Origin of the sequence: Nonomuraea candida, from assembly GCF_000725485.1 — a bacterium.
In the GTDB taxonomy this organism is placed as follows: domain Bacteria; phylum Actinomycetota; class Actinomycetes; order Streptosporangiales; family Streptosporangiaceae; genus Nonomuraea; species Nonomuraea candida.
This window is the reverse complement of record NZ_JOAG01000027.1, coordinates 158636-174318: the sequence shown is the minus strand read 5'-3', so window position 1 is coordinate 174318 and position 15683 is coordinate 158636. Positions and strand designations below refer to the sequence as shown.

Below are 15683 nucleotides of genomic sequence, written 5' to 3'. Positions count from 1 at the left end.
GATCCTGATGAAACGCATCATCGTCACCGCGCTGCTGTTACTCGCGGCCCTCGCCGCCCCGGCGCAGGCGCAGGCGGGGCCCGGCCGGCTCCAGATCAGGGGCGCGGACGTGTCCAGCCTGGCCAAGTCGGAGGCCCTCGGCGGCGTCTACCGCGACGCCGGCGGGCGCAGGGGCGACGCGCTGGCCATCCTGGCGCGGGCCGGGCTCAACTACATCAGGCTCAAGGTCTGGGTGAACCCGGCCGACGGCTACAACACCAAGGAGCGGGTGCTCGCGGTGGCCAGGCGGGTCAAGGCGCAGCGCATGGGCCTGCTCATCGACTTCCACTACTCCGACACCTGGGCCGACCCCGGCAAGCAGTACAAGCCGGCCGCCTGGGAGGCGCTGCCGTTCGACCGGCTCAGGCAGGCCGTCTACGACCACACGTACGACGTGCTCGCCGCGCTGCGCGACCAGGGCACCACGGCCGACATGGTGCAGGTCGGCAACGAGCTCAACGGCGGCCTGCTCTGGCCGGACGGCTCCACCGCGAACTGGGCCGGCACGGCCGCGCTGCTGAACGCCGGCCACGACGCGGTCAAGGCGGTGTCGGGCTCGACCAGGGTCGTGCTGCACCTGGCGGACGGGGGCGACAACGGGTTGTACCGGTGGTGGTTCGACAACGCCGCCGCCCACGGCATCCGGTACGACGTGATCGGGCTGTCGTACTACCCCTACTGGCACGGCACCCTGGAGGCGTTCCAGGCCAACCTCAACGACGTGGCCACCCGCTACCGCAAGCCCGTCGTCCTGGCCGAGACCGCCTACCCGTTCACCACGGCGGACGACGACGGCTGGGCGAACATCATCACCTCCGCCGAGCCGTACCCCGGCCACCGGGCCACGCCGCAGGGCCAGGCGGCGATGCTCGCGCGGGTGGCCGACATCGTGCGCGCCGTCCCCGGAGGGCTGGGCCTGGGGCTGTTCACCTGGGAGGCCACCTGGACCGGGGTGCGCGGCAACGGCTGGGACCCGGCCGATCCGGCGTCCGGCAACGGCTGGGAGAACCAGGCCCTGTTCGACTACGACGACCGCGCCCTCCCCGCGATGGCGACCCTCGGCCGGCTCTGACCCCGCACCCCGCCCGCCCGGGGACGCGCAGCTCATCGAGGCCGGGGTCGCGCCGCGCGACATCCACTACGAGGTGTTCGGCCCCGACCTGTGGCTGGGCGCCGCCTGAAACACGCGGGTGAGGCCGGTTTCCGCGCGTCACGCGCTGAGCGGGGAAGGATGCCCGTATGACGATCTCAGCGGACGAGCTGCTCACCACCACCCGCAGCGTGCGCAAGCGCCTCGACCTCACCCGCCCGGTCCCGATGGAGCTGGTCAAGGAGTGCCTGGAGGTCGCGCTCCAGGCGCCGACCGGGGGCAACGCGCAACCCTGGCACTGGGTCGTGGTGACCGATCCGGCCAAGCGCAAGACGATCGGCGACTACTACGCCCGCTCGTGGAACGCCTACTACACCTCGGGCGGCTCGGCCAGAGGGCTGTTCAAGGACGACCCGGAACGCTCGGCCACGCAGGAGCGGGTCTCCGACAGCGCCGCCTACCTGGCCGAGCACATGGGCGAGGTGCCGGTGCTGGTGCTCGGGTGCATGACGGTGCGCCGCCTGCCCGAGGGCAACCAGGCGGGGGTGTGGGGCTCGCTGCTGCCGGCCGCCTGGAGCTACATGCTGGCCGCCAGGGCCCGCGGGCTGGGCACCGCGTGGACCTCGCTGCACCTGGCGTACGAGAGCGAGGTGGCCGAGCTGCTCGGCATCCCGGCGGACGTCAGGCAGGGCGTGCTGCTGCCCACCGCGTACTACACCGGTGAGACCTTCCGGCCGGCCAAGCGGCAGCCGCTGGAGGAGGTGCTCCACGTCGATCACTGGTGACGCGCCACGCCGGAACGCGAAGGCGGGCAAGTCGCGAGATTTCCTGACGAATTTCCCGCCCGTTCCGGGCGCGCCCGTTTAGGATCATGGCCCTGAACCCCCCTGATCCATCGAGGAGCCGACAGTGCCCGACAGCGAGCAGGCGAGCGCGCCCAGCGGGATCGACACCACCAGGCCGAGCGTGGCCCGCGTCTACGACTTCATGCTCGGCGGCAAGGACAACTACGAGATCGACCGCCAGGTGGCGCAGGCCGCGCTGCGGATCGCGCCCGACGCCCCCGAGGCCGCCCTGGCCAACCGGGAGTTCCTGCGGCGCACGGTCCGCCACCTGGCGGCCGAGGCGGGCATCAGGCAGTTCCTCGACATCGGCTCCGGCCTGCCCACGCAGGGCAACGTGCACGAGGTCGCCCAGGCGGTCATCCCCGGCGCGCACGTCGTCTACGTCGACCACGACCCGATCGTGCTGGCGCACGGCCGGGCCCTGCTCGCCGTGGACGAGACCACCACGATCGTCGAGGCCGACGCCCGCGAGCCCGAGAAGATCCTCGACGACCCGCGCACGCGCAGCCTCATCGACTTCGACGAGCCGGTGGGCCTGCTGCTGTTCGGCATCCTGCACCACCTGTCGGACGAGGAGGACCCGGCCGGCATCGCGGCCCGGCTCATCCGCCCGCTCGCCCCGGGCAGCCACGTGGTGATCTCGCACTTCCACAACCCCGGCCAGGAGCGCCCCGAGGTGGCCGAGCAGGCCGCCACCGCCGAGAAGCTCTTCAACGAGCACCTCGGCACCGGCCGCTGGCGCACCCGCGCGGAGATCCTCGCCTTCTTCGACGGGCTCGACCTGCTGGAGCCCGGCCTGGTGCCGCTCCCCGAATGGCGTCCGGAGACCGGTGACCACCAGGCCGCGCCGGGGATCACGTACCACACCTTCGTCGGGGGAGTGGCGCGCAAGCCCTAGAAGATCAGGCTTGCCGGTGACAGGTCAGGCCGCCGGCGGCTTGCCGGTGACAGGTCAGGCCGCCGGCGGCTTGCCGGTGACAGGTCAGGCCGCCGGCAGCTTGCCGGTGGCGACGACCTCGCGGTACCAGTGGGCGCTGTCCTTCCAGGTGCGCTCCATGGTCTCGCGGTCCACGCGCACGATGCCGAAGCGCTTGGCGTAGCCGTGGGCCCACTCGAAGTTGTCCATGAGCGACCACACGAAGTAGCCGCGCACGTCGGCGCCGCCCGCGATGGCCTCGGTCACGGCCGTCAGGTGGCGGTGCAGGTAGTCGACGCGGTCGGCGTCGTGGACCACGCCGTCGGGGCCGACCGGGTCGGGGAAGGCGGCGCCGTTCTCCGTGATCATCGTCGGCAGGTCCGGGTAGTCGCGGTGCAGGCGCAGCAGCAGCTCGGTCAGGCCCGTCTCGTCGATGTTCCAGCCCATCTCCGTGTACGGTCCCGGCTGCTTGACGAACTCGATGTCCTCGCAGGCGATCCAGGGCGAGGCGGCGCCGTCCTGGTGGCCGTCGGCCGTCTCCTTGGAGCTCGTGCCGTCCCACTGGCGCACCAGCGTCGGGTTGTAGTAGTTGACGCCGAGCACGTCCAGCGGCTGGCAGGCGGTGGCCTCGTCGCCGTCCTTGACGAACGACCAGTCGGTCACCGAGGCGGTGTCGGCGATCAGGTCGCGCGGGTAGGCGCCCTCCAGCATCGGCCCGAGGAAGGCCCGGTTGGACACCGCGTCCGCGCGGCGCACGGCGTCGGCGTCGCGCTCGGACACCCCGCGCACGTGGTGCAGGTTGAGCGTGACCGACATCCGCGCGTCCTTGGCGGCGGTCGCGCGCAGCGCCTGCACGGCCAGGCCGTGCCCCAGGTTCAGGTGGTGCACGGCGGCCAGCGCGGCGGCCGGCTCGGTGCGCGCCGGGGCGTGCACGCCGGAGGCGTAGCCCAGGTAGGCCGAGCACCACGGCTCGTTCAGGGTGATCCAGGTGTTGACGCGGTCGCCGAGCGTCTCGCCCATGAGCCGGGCGTACTCGGCGAAGCGCAGCGCGGTGTCGCGCGCCGGCCAGCCGCCCGCGTCCTCCAGCTCCTGCGGCAGGTCCCAGTGGTAGAGCGTGGCGACCGGGGCGATGTCCCTGGCCAGCAGGCCGTCCACCAGGCGCTGGTAGAAGTCCACGCCCGGCCGGTTGAGCGCGCCGGAGCCGCCCGGCTGCACGCGCGGCCAGGAGATGGAGAAGCGGTAGGCGCCCACGCCGAGCCCGGCGAGGATGTCGAGGTCCTCCTCCAGCCGGTGGTAGTGGTCGCAGGCCACGTCACCGGTGTCGCCGTTGGCCACCAGCCCCGGCGTGTGGGAGAAGGTGTCCCAGATCGAGGGGCCGCGGCCGTCCTCGTTCCAGGCGCCTTCGACCTGGTAGGCGGCGGTGGCGGTGCCCCAGAGGAAGTTCGGGGGGAAAGCGGGCATGTCACTCCTTGGCGCTGAGGTTGATCTCGATGTGGTCGGTCTCCGGGGCCGCGGCGGCGCTCGCCGTGGCCGAGTGCTGGGTCCGGACGCGCAGGTTCCAGGCGGCGGGCGCGCCCTGGACGCGGCGGGCGGTGACGCGGCCGCCCGCCCGCGACACCTCGAACACGGCCGCCGCGCCGCCGTCCGGGCCGGGCACGGTGACGGTGCGGGCCGCGCCGTCGGCCGGCTCGAAGACGTCGAGGGTGACGCCGTCGGCGTAGTCGTAGTCGGGCCGGTCGTCACGGGCGCCCGTCGCGATCACCGCGCCGGGCCGCACCAGCAGCGGCAGGCTGTCGAACCCGTGCCGCTCGGTACGCCAGCCGGGCCCGCTCACCGGCTCCCCGTCGAGCAGCCGCGTCCACGTGCCCTCCGGCACGTAGTAGGAGACCTCGCCCTCCGCCGACAGCACCGGCGCCACCAGCAGGTCGGGGCCGAGCATGTACTGGGCGTCGAGGTGGTCGCAGGCCCGGTCGCCGGGGAACTCCAGCTGCATCGCCCGCATCACCGGCAGGCCCTCGGTGGTGGCCTGCACGGCGGCGGAGTACAGGTAGGGCATCAGCCGCGCCTTGAGCCGGGTGAACGAGCGCAGCACGTCCACCGACTCCTCGTCGAACAGCCACGGCACCCGGTAGGAGCCGCTGCCGTGCAGCCGGCTGTGCGACGACAGCAGCCCGAACGCGATCCACCGCTTGAACACGGCGGGGTCGGGCATGCCCTCGAAGCCGCCGATGTCGTGGCTCCAGAACCCGAACCCGCCCAGGCCGAGCGAGAGCCCGCCGCGCAGCGACTCCAGCATGCCCTCCCAGGTCGACTCGCAGTCGCCGCCCCAGTGCACCGGCAGCCGCTGCCCGCCGACCGTGGCCGAGCGGGCGAACAGCACGGCGTCGCCGGACCCGCGCCGCTCGGCCAGCACGTCGTGCGCGGTCTGGTTGTAGAGCAGGCTGTAGTAGTTGTGCATCCGCTCCGGGTCGGAGCCGTCGGCGTAGACGACGTCGGTGGGGATGCGCTCGCCGAAGTCGGTCTTGAACGCGTCCACCCCCATGTCGAGCAGCCCCCGCAGCTTGCCCGCGTACCATGCGCGGGCGGCGGGCGAGGTGAAGTCCACCAGCGCGCGGCCCGCCTGCCAGTGATCATCCTGCCAGATCGTCCCGTCCGGCCGGCGCAGCAGGTGCCCCGCCGCGGCCCCCTCGTCGAACAGCTTCGACGCCTGCCCGATGTAGGGATTGATCCACAGGCAGATCTTCAGCCCGCGCTCCTTCAGCCGCCGCAGCGTGCCCTCGGGGTCCGGGAACACCTCCGGGTCCCACTCGAAGTCGCACCAGCGGTACTGCCGCATCCAGAAGCAGTCGAAGTGGAAGACGCTCAGCGGCAGGTCCCGCTCGGCCATCCCGTCCACGAACGAGCTCACCGTGGCCTCGTCGTAGTTCGTGGTGAACGAGGTGGACAACCACAGCCCGAACGACCACGCGGGCGGCAGCACCGGCCGGCCGGTCAGCGCGGTGTAGCGGCGCAGGATGTCGGCCGGGGTCGGCCCGTGGATGATCAGGTACTCCAGGTCGTGGCTCTCGACGCTGAACTGCACCCGCGACACGCTCTCCGAGCCCACCTCGAACGAGACCCGGCCCGGATGGTTGACGAACACCCCGTAACCCCGGTTGGTGAGGTAGAAGGGCACGTTCTTGTAGGCGATCTCGCTGCTGGTGCCGCCGTCCTCGTTCCAGACGTCGATCGCCTGGCCGTTGCGCACCAGCGCGCCGAAGCGCTCGCCGAGGCCGTAGACCAGCTCGCCGGCGCTCAGCTTGAGCTGCTCGATCATGAAGTGCCGGGCGTCGTGGTCGTGCATGACGCCCAGGCTCTTGCCCGAGCTGCGGGTCAGCTCCCGGTCCCCGGCGGTGAACACCATGTCCCAGGGCGCGTTCCTGCCGACCCGGACGGTGAGGCCGCCGCTGGTCAGGCTGGCCTGCTCGCCGTCCACCGAGATCAGCGCCTCCGGCCGGTCGTCCCGCACCTCGAAGGCGGGGGCGGCCGGCACCGACCCGGCGAAGTGCACCGTACGGACGCGGATCACGTCCGGCATCGGCGAGGACAGGTCCACCCGCAGGACCGGCCCGTCGATGGTGTTGCCGCGGCGGAGGATCTCGCGCGTCGGGGCGAGGATCCGCAGCGACCCGGCCTCCGCGGTCACGTCGTGGGCCGCGGTGGCGAAGTCGCCCCGCACCCCGGGACGCATCCGCCAGTAGCCGTCTTTGAACTTCATGCCAATCCGTTCTAGAGAGGGGGTCCGGAGGGGAGGTCAGCCCTTGACGCTGCCGGCCACGAGGTCGAGCCGCCAGAAACGCTGCAGGAACAGGAAGAGCGCGACGATCGGGATGATCGACAGCAGCGAGCCGGTGATCACCAGCGTGTACAGCGCCGGCTGCGAGGCCCCCCGGTTGAGCAGGGAGAACAGCCCCACGGTGAGCGGGAACAGGTCGTCGTTGGCGAGCATGATGTACGGCAGCAGGAAGTTGTTCCAGATGCCGATGAACTGCAGCAGGAACACCGTCACCAGCCCCGGCGTCATGATCGGCACGCCCACCGACCACAGCAGCCGGAACTCGCCGGCCCCGTCCACCCGCCCGGCCTCCAGGACCTCGTCCGGCACCGCCGCCTCGGCGTAGATGCGGCACAGGTAGATGCTGTACGGGCTGATGATGCTGGGCAGGATGACCGACCAGTAGGTGCCGACCAGGTTCATCTCCGACAGCAGCAGATACTGCGGGATGGCCAGCGTGATCTGCGGCACCAGCACCCCGGCCAGCAGCGCGCCGAAGATCAGCCGCTGCCCGGCGAAGCGGTACTTGGCCAGCGCGTAGCCGCAGGCGGCCGAGACCACCACGGTCAGGAACGCGCCGCCGCCGGCGTAGATGAGGCTGTTGAGCATCCACCACCAGAACCGGCCGTCGCCGTAGGCGTTGAGCGCGGCGAGGTTGCCGGTGAAGCCGCCGTTGAAGCTGGGCCAGCCCGAGAACGTGGTGAACAGCTCCTCGGAGCTCTTCGTGGAGGCGAAGATCACCCACAGCAGGGGCAGGATCGCGTACACGCCGCCGAGCGCCAGGATCAGCGTGGGCACGATCTTCGTACGTGCTCTCATCGCCCGCTCCTCGTGCTCCGCGCCCTGAAGACGCCCAGCGCGCCCAGCGACAGCAGCACCGTCGCGCCCGCGAGCAGCACCGAGCTGGCCGCTCCCAGGTAGATGTCGTTGTCGATGAACGCCTGCTGGTAGATCCGCATCAGGGGCACCCAGTCCTGGGTGATCGTGTTGGTCATCGGCCGCAGCGTGGCCGGCTCGCTGAACACCTGCAGCATGCCGATCAGCGTGAAGACCGAGGTCATGGTGAGCGCCGGGCGCAGCAGCGGCACCTTGACGCCGAGCGCGATGCGCCACTCGCTGGCCCCGTCGAGCCGGGCGGCCTCGTACAGCTCCTTCGGGATGGCCCGGAGCTGGGTGTAGAGCACCACCATGTTGAACCCGACCGAGCCCCACACGGCGATGTTGGCCACCGAGAAGAAGATCGACACGTCGCCGAAGAAGTCCGGCGCGTCCAGGCCGATCGCCTCGAAGGCGGCGCCGATCGGGCTGACCGCGGGCAGGTAGATGAAGCCCCACAGCAGGCTCGCGATCACGCCCGGCACCGCGTACGGCAGGAAGATCGTGACCCGGGAGGCGCGCTTGCCGCCGACCCTCGGGGCGTCGAGCAGCAGCGCGAACAGCAGGGCCAGGCCCATGGTCGCGGGCACCATGACCAGGCCGTAGGCGAGCATGCGCTGCGCGGCCTCGTACAGGGCCGAGTCCTGGATCGCCTCCAGGTAGTTCTCCAGCCCGACGAACACCTCGGTGCGGATGCCCAGCCCGGAGCCGCGCACCCGCATGTTGTGCAGGCTGAGCCAGACCGCGTACCCGATCGGCACCAGGATGAAGACCACGAACAGGATGAGTGCGGGCGCCGCCATCAGGTACGGCGCGCGCGTTCTCTTTCCGGACATCAGCCGGCGACCTGGTAGCCCTGCTTCTTCAGGTCAGCCACGCTGGCCTGCTGCACCTGGGTGGCCACGGCCGCCAGGTCGGCCTTGTTCTTGACCGCGGTGGGGAGCTGGTCCTCGAACTGCCCGTAGGTGACGTTGGTGTTCGGGCCCCAGCTGCTGAAGCCGCGCGCGCCCGCCGCGATCTTCGCGGCCGACTCGTAGTAGTCGGGCTGGCTCGTCATGTACTCCGGCGCGGTGTCCAGCGCGGTCTGCCCGGCGGTGGCCGACGGGTACAGGCCGATCTCGATGAGCACCTTCAGCGCCTCGGGGTCGGTGTTCATCCACCGGGCGAACTTGGCGGCCTGCGCCTTCTGCTTGGAGGAGGCGGCCACGGCCGTGGACGAGCCGCCCCAGAAGCCGGTGAGCTGCTCGCCCGCGTTCCACTGCGGCAGCGGCGCCATCTTCCACTTGCCCTTGCTGGAGGGCGCGACGCCGGCCAGGATGCCCGAGCCCCACACGGCGCTCGGCCAGGCGATGATCGTGCCGTCGTTCATCTGGCTGTTCCACTGCGGCGTGTACATCGGGTCGCCGAGCACCGCGCCCGACTTGACCAGCTCGCCCCAGAACGACAGCACCTTCTTGGTGGCGGGGTCGTCGATGGAGACCTGCCAGGCGCCGTCCTGGTTGGTCCACCAGTTCGCGCCGGCCTGCTGGGCGAAGCCGGCCACCCAGCCCGCGTCGCCGGGCGAGAACGTGGTCAGGTAGCGCTTGGGGTCCTTCTGCCGGACGGTCTCGGCCAGCTTGCCGAACTCCTCCCAGGTGGCGGGCACCTCCAGCCCCATCTTCTCGAACAGGTCCTCCCGGTAGAACAGCATCATCGGGCCGACGTCCTGCGGCACCGCGTACGTCGCGCCGCCGAAGGAGGTCAGGTTCCAGGTGCCGTCGGCGAAGGCGGACTTGACCGGGGCGACCGCGCTGGTCAGGTCCTGCAGCGCGTTGTTGGTGATGAGCGTGGGCAGTGACTGGTACTCCACCTGCAGCACGTCGGGCGCGTTGCCGGCCTTGACCGCCGTGAGGAACTTGGCGATCAGCTCGTCGCTGGCGGCCTGGCCGCTCAGCGTCACCTTCTGGGTGGGGTTCTTCTCGTTCCACAGGTCCACGACCCGCTGGATGTTCTCCGCCCACGCCCAGAACGTGAGCGTGGCGGCGGCGTTCTCGTCCCCGGAGATGGGCGAGGACTGCGCGGCGGGCTCGCCGGAGTCCTCGGCCCCGCAACCGGCCAGGAACAGCGTGGCGGCGGTCGAGGCGAGGAACGTTCTTCTACGCAAGGTGCTATCTCCAACTTCTGATTGTGCAGAGGCGGCCCGGGGGGTGCTAGGGGCGGAGACGGCTTCAGGACGGGGTGTGCGGGCGCAGGGCGGCGACCGCGCGGGACGTCAGCGTGACGTGCCCTTCGGCGGTGGAGCCGGTGAGCAAATCGTCGGCGGGTTCGGGGATCGGCACGCGCACCGTCGAGGTGCCGTGGTTGAGCAGGAACAGCACGTCGCCGCGGCGCACCGCCTCCACGCCGGGCGGCAGGCCGGGCAGCGGGCCGCGCACGCCGGCGTCGGCCAGCGCCCGCTCGGCCAGCGCGCCGAGCGCGGCGGCGTCGGGCATGGTGCCGACGTACCAGGCGACGCCGTCGCCGGCCCGATTGCGCAGCACGGCCGGGGAGCCGGCCAGGTCGCCCTCGGCGAACTCGGCCACCACCTCGGCGCCGTCCGAGCGCAGCAGCTCCGTCCAGGCGCGCGCGCCGAACTCCGCGCCGCCGGAGCCTGCGCTGTCCGGGCCTGCGCTGTCCGGGCCTGCGCTGTCCGGGCCTGCGCTGTCCGGGCCTGCGCTGTCGAGGCCGGCGGTGTCCGGGTTCGCGGCGGCACGCCAGCGGCAGCGCACGACCTGCCCGTCGGCGACGGGCAGCCACTCCTCGCCGGAGGCGCCGAGCACCTCGCGCAGCGGCGCGGGGAAGCGGCCGGTGCGCACGTGCGCGTTCGGGTCCACGACGCCGGAGAACGGCCCGACCACCAGCACGCCGCCGCCGCGCGCGTACGCGGTCAGCGCCGCCGCGTCCCGGTCGCTGACCAGGAACAGGTTCGGCACCACGACCAGCGCGTACGCCGACAGGTCCGCCGACGGCGGCACCACGTCCACGCTCACGCCGCGCTCGAAGAACGGCGTGTAGTAGTCCAGCAGCTGCTCGGTGGCGTTGAGCCGGTCGCTGGGCCGGCCGCGGTCCTCCAGCGCCCACCAGCTCGCCCAGTCGAAGACCATCGCCACCCGCGCGGGCACCGGCTGCCCGGCCAGCGAGGCGAGCCGGCGCAGCTCCTGCCCGTGCGCGCGCACCTCGGCGTGCAGCCGGGTGTCCTCGCCCGCGTGCGGCACCATCGCGGCGTGGAAGCGCTCGGCGCCGAAGCGGGAGGCCCGCCACTGGAAGTAGCACAGCCCGTCCGCGCCGCGCGCCACCGCCTGCAGCGACTCCAGCCGGAACTGGCCGGGCGGCTTGGGCAGGTTGTGCCCGCGGAAGTTCACCGCGCTGGTGGACTGCTCCATCAGCAGCCACGGCCGCCCGCCGCCCAGCCCGCGCATCAGGTCGTGGGTGAGCGCCGTCAGCGCGGGGGTGCGCGGGTTGCCCGGCTCGGGGTAGCAGTCGTTGGAGACGATGTCCTCCTCCGCGGCGAAGGAGAAGTAGTCGACCCGCTTGAACAGCCCCATGAAGTTCGTGGTGATCGGCAGGTCCGGGGTGTGCGCGCGCAGGATGTCCCGCTGCTCGCGGAAGTGCGCGAGCAGCTCGTCGGAGCAGAACCGCCACCAGTCCAGCCGCTGCGTGGGGTTGATGATGTACGGGGCGTGCCGCGGCGGCACGATCTCGGCCCAGTCGCCGTAGCCCTGGCTCCAGAACGTGGTGCCCCACGCCTCGTTGAGCGTGTCCAGGTCGCCGTAGCGGGCCCGCAGCCAGTCGCGGAACGCGGCGGCGGAGGCGTCACAGTGGCAGACCTCGCCGTACTCGTTGCCCACGTGCCACATGGCCAGCGCCGGATGGCCGGCGTAGCGTTCCGCCAGCGCCGTGGTGATCGATTGGGAGCGCTCCCGATAGACGCGCGAAGAAGGGCAGTACTGGTTGCGCGAGCCGTACCAGAGCCGCTGCCCCCTCTCGTCCACCGGCAGCGTCTCCGGCCAGCGGTGCCCCAGCCACGGCGGCGGCGAGGCCGTCGGGATCGCCAGGTCCACCGCGATGTCGTGGGCGGCCATCAGGTCGAGCACCCGGTCCAGCCAGCCGAAGTCGTGCCTGCCGGGCTCCGGCTCCAGCCGGGACCAGCTGAACACGCCGACCGTGACCAGGTTCACCCCGGCGGCCCGCATCAGCTCCGCGTCCTTCGCCCACACCTCCTCCGGCCACTGCTCCGGGTTGTAGTCCCCGCCGAACAGCAGCCCGCGGCCCTCGGTGAGCGTGTGCATCCCGAGCCTCATGCCATGACCCCCTCACGCGGTGGCGCGGAGCTGTCCCCGACCACCAGACGGCAGGGCACCAGCCGCTGCTGCGGCGGCCCGTCACCCTGCAACCGATCGATGAGCATCCGTGCGCCCAGCCGGCCCAGTTCGGCGCTGGGCGGCTCCAGCGTCGTGAGCCGGGGGTGGAACATCTCGGCGACCCGCGCCGACGACAGCACCAGCAGCAGCGTCAGGTCCTCGGGGATGCGCCAGCCGCGCCGCGCCACGGCCGCGATCACGCCGACCGCCGCGTGGTCGTCCATCACCGCCAGCGCCGTGACGTCCGGGTGCTCCTGCATGAGCCGCTCGAACGCCCGGCCGCCCGCCTCGGCCGAGCCGGGGCGGAAGTCGCCGACGTAGGCCAGGCCCGCCTCCTCCGCCGCCGCGGCGAACTCCGCGGCGGCCCGGATCGCGGGGCCGTACTGCGCGGCGTAGGTGTCGCCGGAGAGGTTGAAGAAGGCCAGCTTGCGGTGCCCGAGCCCGGCCACGTGCGCCACGGCGTCCCTGGCGGTGGCGGCGAAGTCGATGTCGGCGTAGTCGATCGAGCCCGGGTCGCGGGTGCGCCCGATCATCGAGAACGGCACCCCGGACTCCGACAGGAACTCGGGGCGCTCGTCGTCCAGCCGCACCTCCATCAGCAGCACGCCGTCCACCAGCCCCAGGCCGGTCAGGTGGCGCAGCTCCTCCATCGGGTCGGCGCTCTCGGGCGAGAGCAGCAGGTGGTAGCCCAGCTCGCTGGCCGCCTCGGCGGCGCCGGTGGCGAACTGCATCTCCGTCAGCCCGAAGCCGCTGTGCGGGGCGGGGAACAGCAGCGCCAGGATGCGCGTGCGCTTGCTCTGCAGGCCGCGCGCCAGCAGGTTGGGGCGGTAGCCGAGCTCGGCGGCGGCCTGCTCGACCCGGCGCCTGGTCGCCTCCGCCACCGGGCGGGTGCGGTTGAGCGCGGCGGAGGCGGTGCTGACCGCGACCTGGGCGCGCTCGGCCACGTGACGTAGCGAGGTCATGGATCTCCGGGCCTGGGCGTGACCGGCCCAGCGAGGGCCGATACGGTGGTCGAAACGTTTCGCACAACCTAAAGTCCCATTTGCGGAGATGTCAATGGTGTGAATGCGGATGACCGAAAAGTTGCGGGAATGTGCCGCCGGCCTGCGGGGCCGGCGCGTCACCGCGCCGGCGGCCCGCCCGCAAGGCCCGCAGGAGGCCGGAACCGGCCGCCGGGGGGAGGATCAGCGGACGACGCGGTACCAGAGGTTCGTGGTGTCAGCGGACGAGGCGGTGCCCGAGGTCGGTGGCGTCAGCGGACGACGCGGTACCAGAGGTTCGTGGCGTGCGGGACGGGGGTGACGCCGAGCCGTTCCAGCCGCACGTTCGTCCCGCCGGGATGGTCGAACAGGCGGGTGCCGTCGCCGAGCAGCACCGGCGCCACGATCGTGAGCACCTCGTCCAGCTCTCCCGCCGCCAGGCACTGCCGGGCCACGTCCGCGCCGAGCACGTTGACGTAGCGGCCGCCGGCCGCCGCCTTGGCCGCCGCGACCGCGGTGGCCAGGTCGCCGGCGAAGGTGACGTCCGGCACCGGGGCGTCCGGGACGTGGCGGGTGAGCACGATCTGCGGCCCCTGCCACGCCCCCTCGAACGCGCCCTCCTTCTCGGTGCCCCGGTTCGGGTCGTCGCCCCGGAAGGTGCGGTTGCCCACCAGCAGCGCGCCCACCCGCCCGGCCAGCTCCTCGGCCACCGGGTTCGGCCCGAGATGGGCGCTCAGCCAGGACATGTCCCCGCCCGGCCCGGCGATGAAGCCGTCGGCCGACATGGTCACCGAGTACAGCAGCTTGCTCATGATCTGTGTCCTTTCCTCTCGGAGGGCAGACCGCGGGCCACGGCGGAAGTCATCGCTCAGCCACGGGATCGCGGCCGGCCGAGCTCCTCGTGGAAGGCCGCCCGGGCCCGCGCGAACGCCGCCCGGCCGAGCACCGCCCCCCGGTGCGGTCCCTCGGCGACCGGCTCCTCGTGCAGCCGCGCCGGCAGCTCCTCCTCCAGCTCCGTCGCGTACGCGCCGTGCGGGGCGTGGGCGGCGGTCTCGCGCAGGGCGTACGCGCGCAGCCCGTCGAGGCGGGCCTGCCCGGCCGCCAGCAGGTCGCTCAGCGTGAACGGCTCGCCGAGGACGGCCGTGACCAGCGCGGTCAGGTGGTCGATGGTCAGCGGCCGGGTGGGGGTCGAGGCGAAGACGCACAGGTTGAGCGCGTCGAGCCCGCTCCACAATCGCAGCAGGCGGGCGCTGCGCCGGCCCCGCTCCTCGTCCAGCTCGCCCGCCGGAGCCGGCTCCGCGCCGATCCTGGCCGCCTCGGGGAAGCTGTGGGGCAGGCCGGCCACGGGGTCGAAGTCGAGGTCGTGCTCCAGGGCGTCGTAGCGGGGGCCGCCGGGGGCCAGGGCGTACCCGAGGCCGATGCCCGGCTGCGGGCGCGGGTCGAAGCAGGGCAGCTCGGCGTCCTTGACCGTCATCGCGTACGCCCGCGCGCCCCGCCCGACGCGCCGCGCCGCCCTGGCCGAGCCCTCCGCCAGCAGGTCGCCCAGCGCGCCCGAGCGCCGGGCCACGTCCGCGATCAGGCCGGGCAGCGCCGCCGCGTCCCCGAACGCCGGCCCGCCGGGCAGCAGGCCGCGCCCGGCGCACTCCATCGCGAACGCCAGCGTGCCGCCGAGCGAGACCTGGTCGAGGCCGAGGTCGTTGCAGCGGGCGTTGGCGTCCAGCACCGCGTCCAGGTCGTCGATGCCGAGATTCCACCCCAGCGACAGGAACGCCTCCTGCCCCAGCCCGCCGGCCCGCCGGTCGGCCGGCTCCGGGCCCGGCCGCAGCGGCGCGTAGACCTTGAGGCAGTCGTTCGGGCAGCCGGGGCAGCAGCCCGTGGTGGCGACCGCGCGGCCGTCGTAGCCGGCGGCGGACGGCACGCCGAGACCGGGCGGGCCGGTGACCGAGAAGTTGCGGACCGAGGCGTAGCCCGGGTCGAGCGGGCCGTCCGCCCACCCGGCGAACCCGGGCACGCCCGCCTGCAGCGCGGCCAGCGGGTTGGTGGCCAGGGAGCGCCGGTAGTGCGCCTCGATGCCGGCGATCGCCTCCGGGTCGGCGACCGCGGCGGGCGCGTCGCCGGCGCACACGACGGCCTTGAGGTTCTTGGCGCCGAAGACCGCCCCGAGACCGTACCGGGCGGCGGGGTGGGCGTGGTCGGTCACCACGCTCGCGTACCGCACCAGGCTCTCCCCGGCCGGCCCGATCGCCGCGACGTGGGCCCCGGCGCCGTGCCGGGCGCGCAGCGCGTCGGTGGTGGCGGCGGTGCCGAGACCGCGCAGGCCGGTCGCGTCGTGCAGGCTGACCGAGCCCTCCTCGACCAGCAGGTACGACCACCGCTCCGCCCGGCCGACCACGGCCAGCGCCGTGACCCCCGCCCCGCGCATCCCGGCGGCGAACGGGCCCAGCGCGTGCGCCTCCCCGGCCACGCCCGTCAACGGCGACTTGGCCAGGAAGACCGCCTTGGCCAGCCCGGGCGCCCGCGTCCCGCCCAGCGCCCCGGCCGCGATGTACAGCAATGCCCGGGGATCGTACGGATCGAGCCCCGCCGGCGTGCGCCCGCTCATCAGCCGCAGCCCGAGGACGGTCCCGCCGTGGTGCCCCCGCTCCGCCGGGCACCGCTCCTTCTCCACGGTCCCACTGGTCAAGTCCACGACGAACGGCATGCGCAAGCCTCCTGGAGGGAATCAAGAGCGGCACGACATCACA

At 72.8% G+C, this 15683-nt stretch carries 12 protein-coding genes; 3 read left to right on the top strand and 9 right to left on the bottom strand.

All coding sequences use genetic code 11. The features are described from left to right. Positions 1–7 precede the first annotated feature (7 nt). The 3 genes from IO39_RS25680 (at position 8) to IO39_RS25670 (ending at position 2872) form a co-directional block, all read left to right on the top strand. Complete coding sequence (locus tag IO39_RS25680; protein WP_043628051.1) at positions 8–1111, top strand: glycoside hydrolase family 53 protein; 1104 nt, start codon at positions 8–10, stop codon at positions 1109–1111. A 167-nt stretch (positions 1112–1278) separates the two neighbouring features. Continuing rightward, entirely contained in the window at positions 1279–1914 is a 636-nt protein-coding gene (locus tag IO39_RS25675; RefSeq protein ID WP_043628049.1) for a nitroreductase family protein, read from the top strand. Positions 1915–2038: 124 nt separating this feature from the next. Next, a complete protein-coding gene (locus IO39_RS25670) occupies positions 2039–2872 on the top strand; it encodes an SAM-dependent methyltransferase (RefSeq protein ID WP_043628046.1) in 834 nt (277 codons plus the stop codon). A gap of 84 nt (positions 2873–2956) precedes the next feature. On the opposite strand, the gene IO39_RS25665 is transcribed toward IO39_RS25670, so the two are convergent. From IO39_RS25665 to IO39_RS25625, 9 genes are all read right to left on the bottom strand, one after another. Then, entirely contained in the window at positions 2957–4351 is a 1395-nt protein-coding gene (locus IO39_RS25665; protein ID WP_043628044.1) for a GH1 family beta-glucosidase, read from the bottom strand. A gap of 1 nt (position 4352) precedes the next feature. Then, positions 4353–6647, bottom strand: coding sequence for an alpha-xylosidase (yicI, locus tag IO39_RS25660; protein WP_043628043.1), 2295 nt, complete (start codon positions 6645–6647; stop codon positions 4353–4355). A 36-nt stretch (positions 6648–6683) separates the two neighbouring features. Further along, entirely contained in the window at positions 6684–7523 is an 840-nt protein-coding gene (locus IO39_RS25655) for a carbohydrate ABC transporter permease (protein WP_043628042.1), read from the bottom strand. Beyond that, the gene (locus tag IO39_RS25650; RefSeq protein ID WP_043628041.1) at positions 7520–8416 is read right to left on the bottom strand and encodes a carbohydrate ABC transporter permease; all 897 of its coding nucleotides are present in this window, start codon (positions 8414–8416) and stop codon (positions 7520–7522) included. The genes IO39_RS25655 and IO39_RS25650 overlap by 4 nt, the downstream gene beginning before the upstream one ends. Further along, a complete protein-coding gene (locus tag IO39_RS25645; RefSeq protein WP_043628038.1) occupies positions 8416–9723 on the bottom strand; it encodes an ABC transporter substrate-binding protein in 1308 nt (435 codons plus the stop codon). The genes IO39_RS25650 and IO39_RS25645 overlap by 1 nt, the downstream gene beginning before the upstream one ends. A 64-nt stretch (positions 9724–9787) precedes the next feature. Beyond that, the gene (locus tag IO39_RS25640) at positions 9788–11899 is read right to left on the bottom strand and encodes a beta-galactosidase (RefSeq protein ID WP_043628036.1); all 2112 of its coding nucleotides are present in this window, start codon (positions 11897–11899) and stop codon (positions 9788–9790) included. Beyond that, positions 11896–12921, bottom strand: a complete 1026-nt coding sequence (locus tag IO39_RS25635) for a LacI family DNA-binding transcriptional regulator (RefSeq protein WP_043628034.1) — start codon at positions 12919–12921, stop codon at positions 11896–11898. Before IO39_RS25635 ends, IO39_RS25640 begins: the two co-directional genes overlap by 4 nt. A 290-nt stretch (positions 12922–13211) precedes the next feature. Then, complete coding sequence (locus IO39_RS25630) at positions 13212–13751, bottom strand: dihydrofolate reductase family protein (protein ID WP_043628032.1); 540 nt, start codon at positions 13749–13751, stop codon at positions 13212–13214. 56 nt (positions 13752–13807) lie between these two features. Then, a complete protein-coding gene (locus IO39_RS25625; protein WP_043628030.1) occupies positions 13808–15640 on the bottom strand; it encodes an aldehyde ferredoxin oxidoreductase C-terminal domain-containing protein in 1833 nt (610 codons plus the stop codon). Positions 15641–15683 lie beyond the last annotated feature (43 nt).

What these genes read in the sequence shown, in the direction of transcription:
- IO39_RS25680 (WP_043628051.1), top strand. Translation starts at nt 8, where the DNA reads ATGAAACGCATCATCGTCACCGCGCTGCTGTTACTCGCGGCCCTCGCC.
- IO39_RS25675 (WP_043628049.1), top strand. Translation starts at nt 1,279, where the DNA reads ATGACGATCTCAGCGGACGAGCTGCTCACCACCACCCGCAGCGTGCGC.
- IO39_RS25665 (WP_043628044.1), bottom strand. Translation starts at nt 4,351, where the DNA reads ATGCCCGCTTTCCCCCCGAACTTCCTCTGGGGCACCGCCACCGCCGCC.
- yicI (WP_043628043.1), bottom strand. Translation starts at nt 6,647, where the DNA reads ATGAAGTTCAAAGACGGCTACTGGCGGATGCGTCCCGGGGTGCGGGGC.
- IO39_RS25655 (WP_043628042.1), bottom strand. Translation starts at nt 7,523, where the DNA reads ATGAGAGCACGTACGAAGATCGTGCCCACGCTGATCCTGGCGCTCGGC.
- IO39_RS25650 (WP_043628041.1), bottom strand. Translation starts at nt 8,416, where the DNA reads ATGTCCGGAAAGAGAACGCGCGCGCCGTACCTGATGGCGGCGCCCGCA.
- IO39_RS25640 (WP_043628036.1), bottom strand. Translation starts at nt 11,899, where the DNA reads ATGAGGCTCGGGATGCACACGCTCACCGAGGGCCGCGGGCTGCTGTTC.
- IO39_RS25635 (WP_043628034.1), bottom strand. Translation starts at nt 12,921, where the DNA reads ATGACCTCGCTACGTCACGTGGCCGAGCGCGCCCAGGTCGCGGTCAGC.
- IO39_RS25630 (WP_043628032.1), bottom strand. Translation starts at nt 13,751, where the DNA reads ATGAGCAAGCTGCTGTACTCGGTGACCATGTCGGCCGACGGCTTCATC.
- IO39_RS25625 (WP_043628030.1), bottom strand. Translation starts at nt 15,640, where the DNA reads ATGCCGTTCGTCGTGGACTTGACCAGTGGGACCGTGGAGAAGGAGCGG.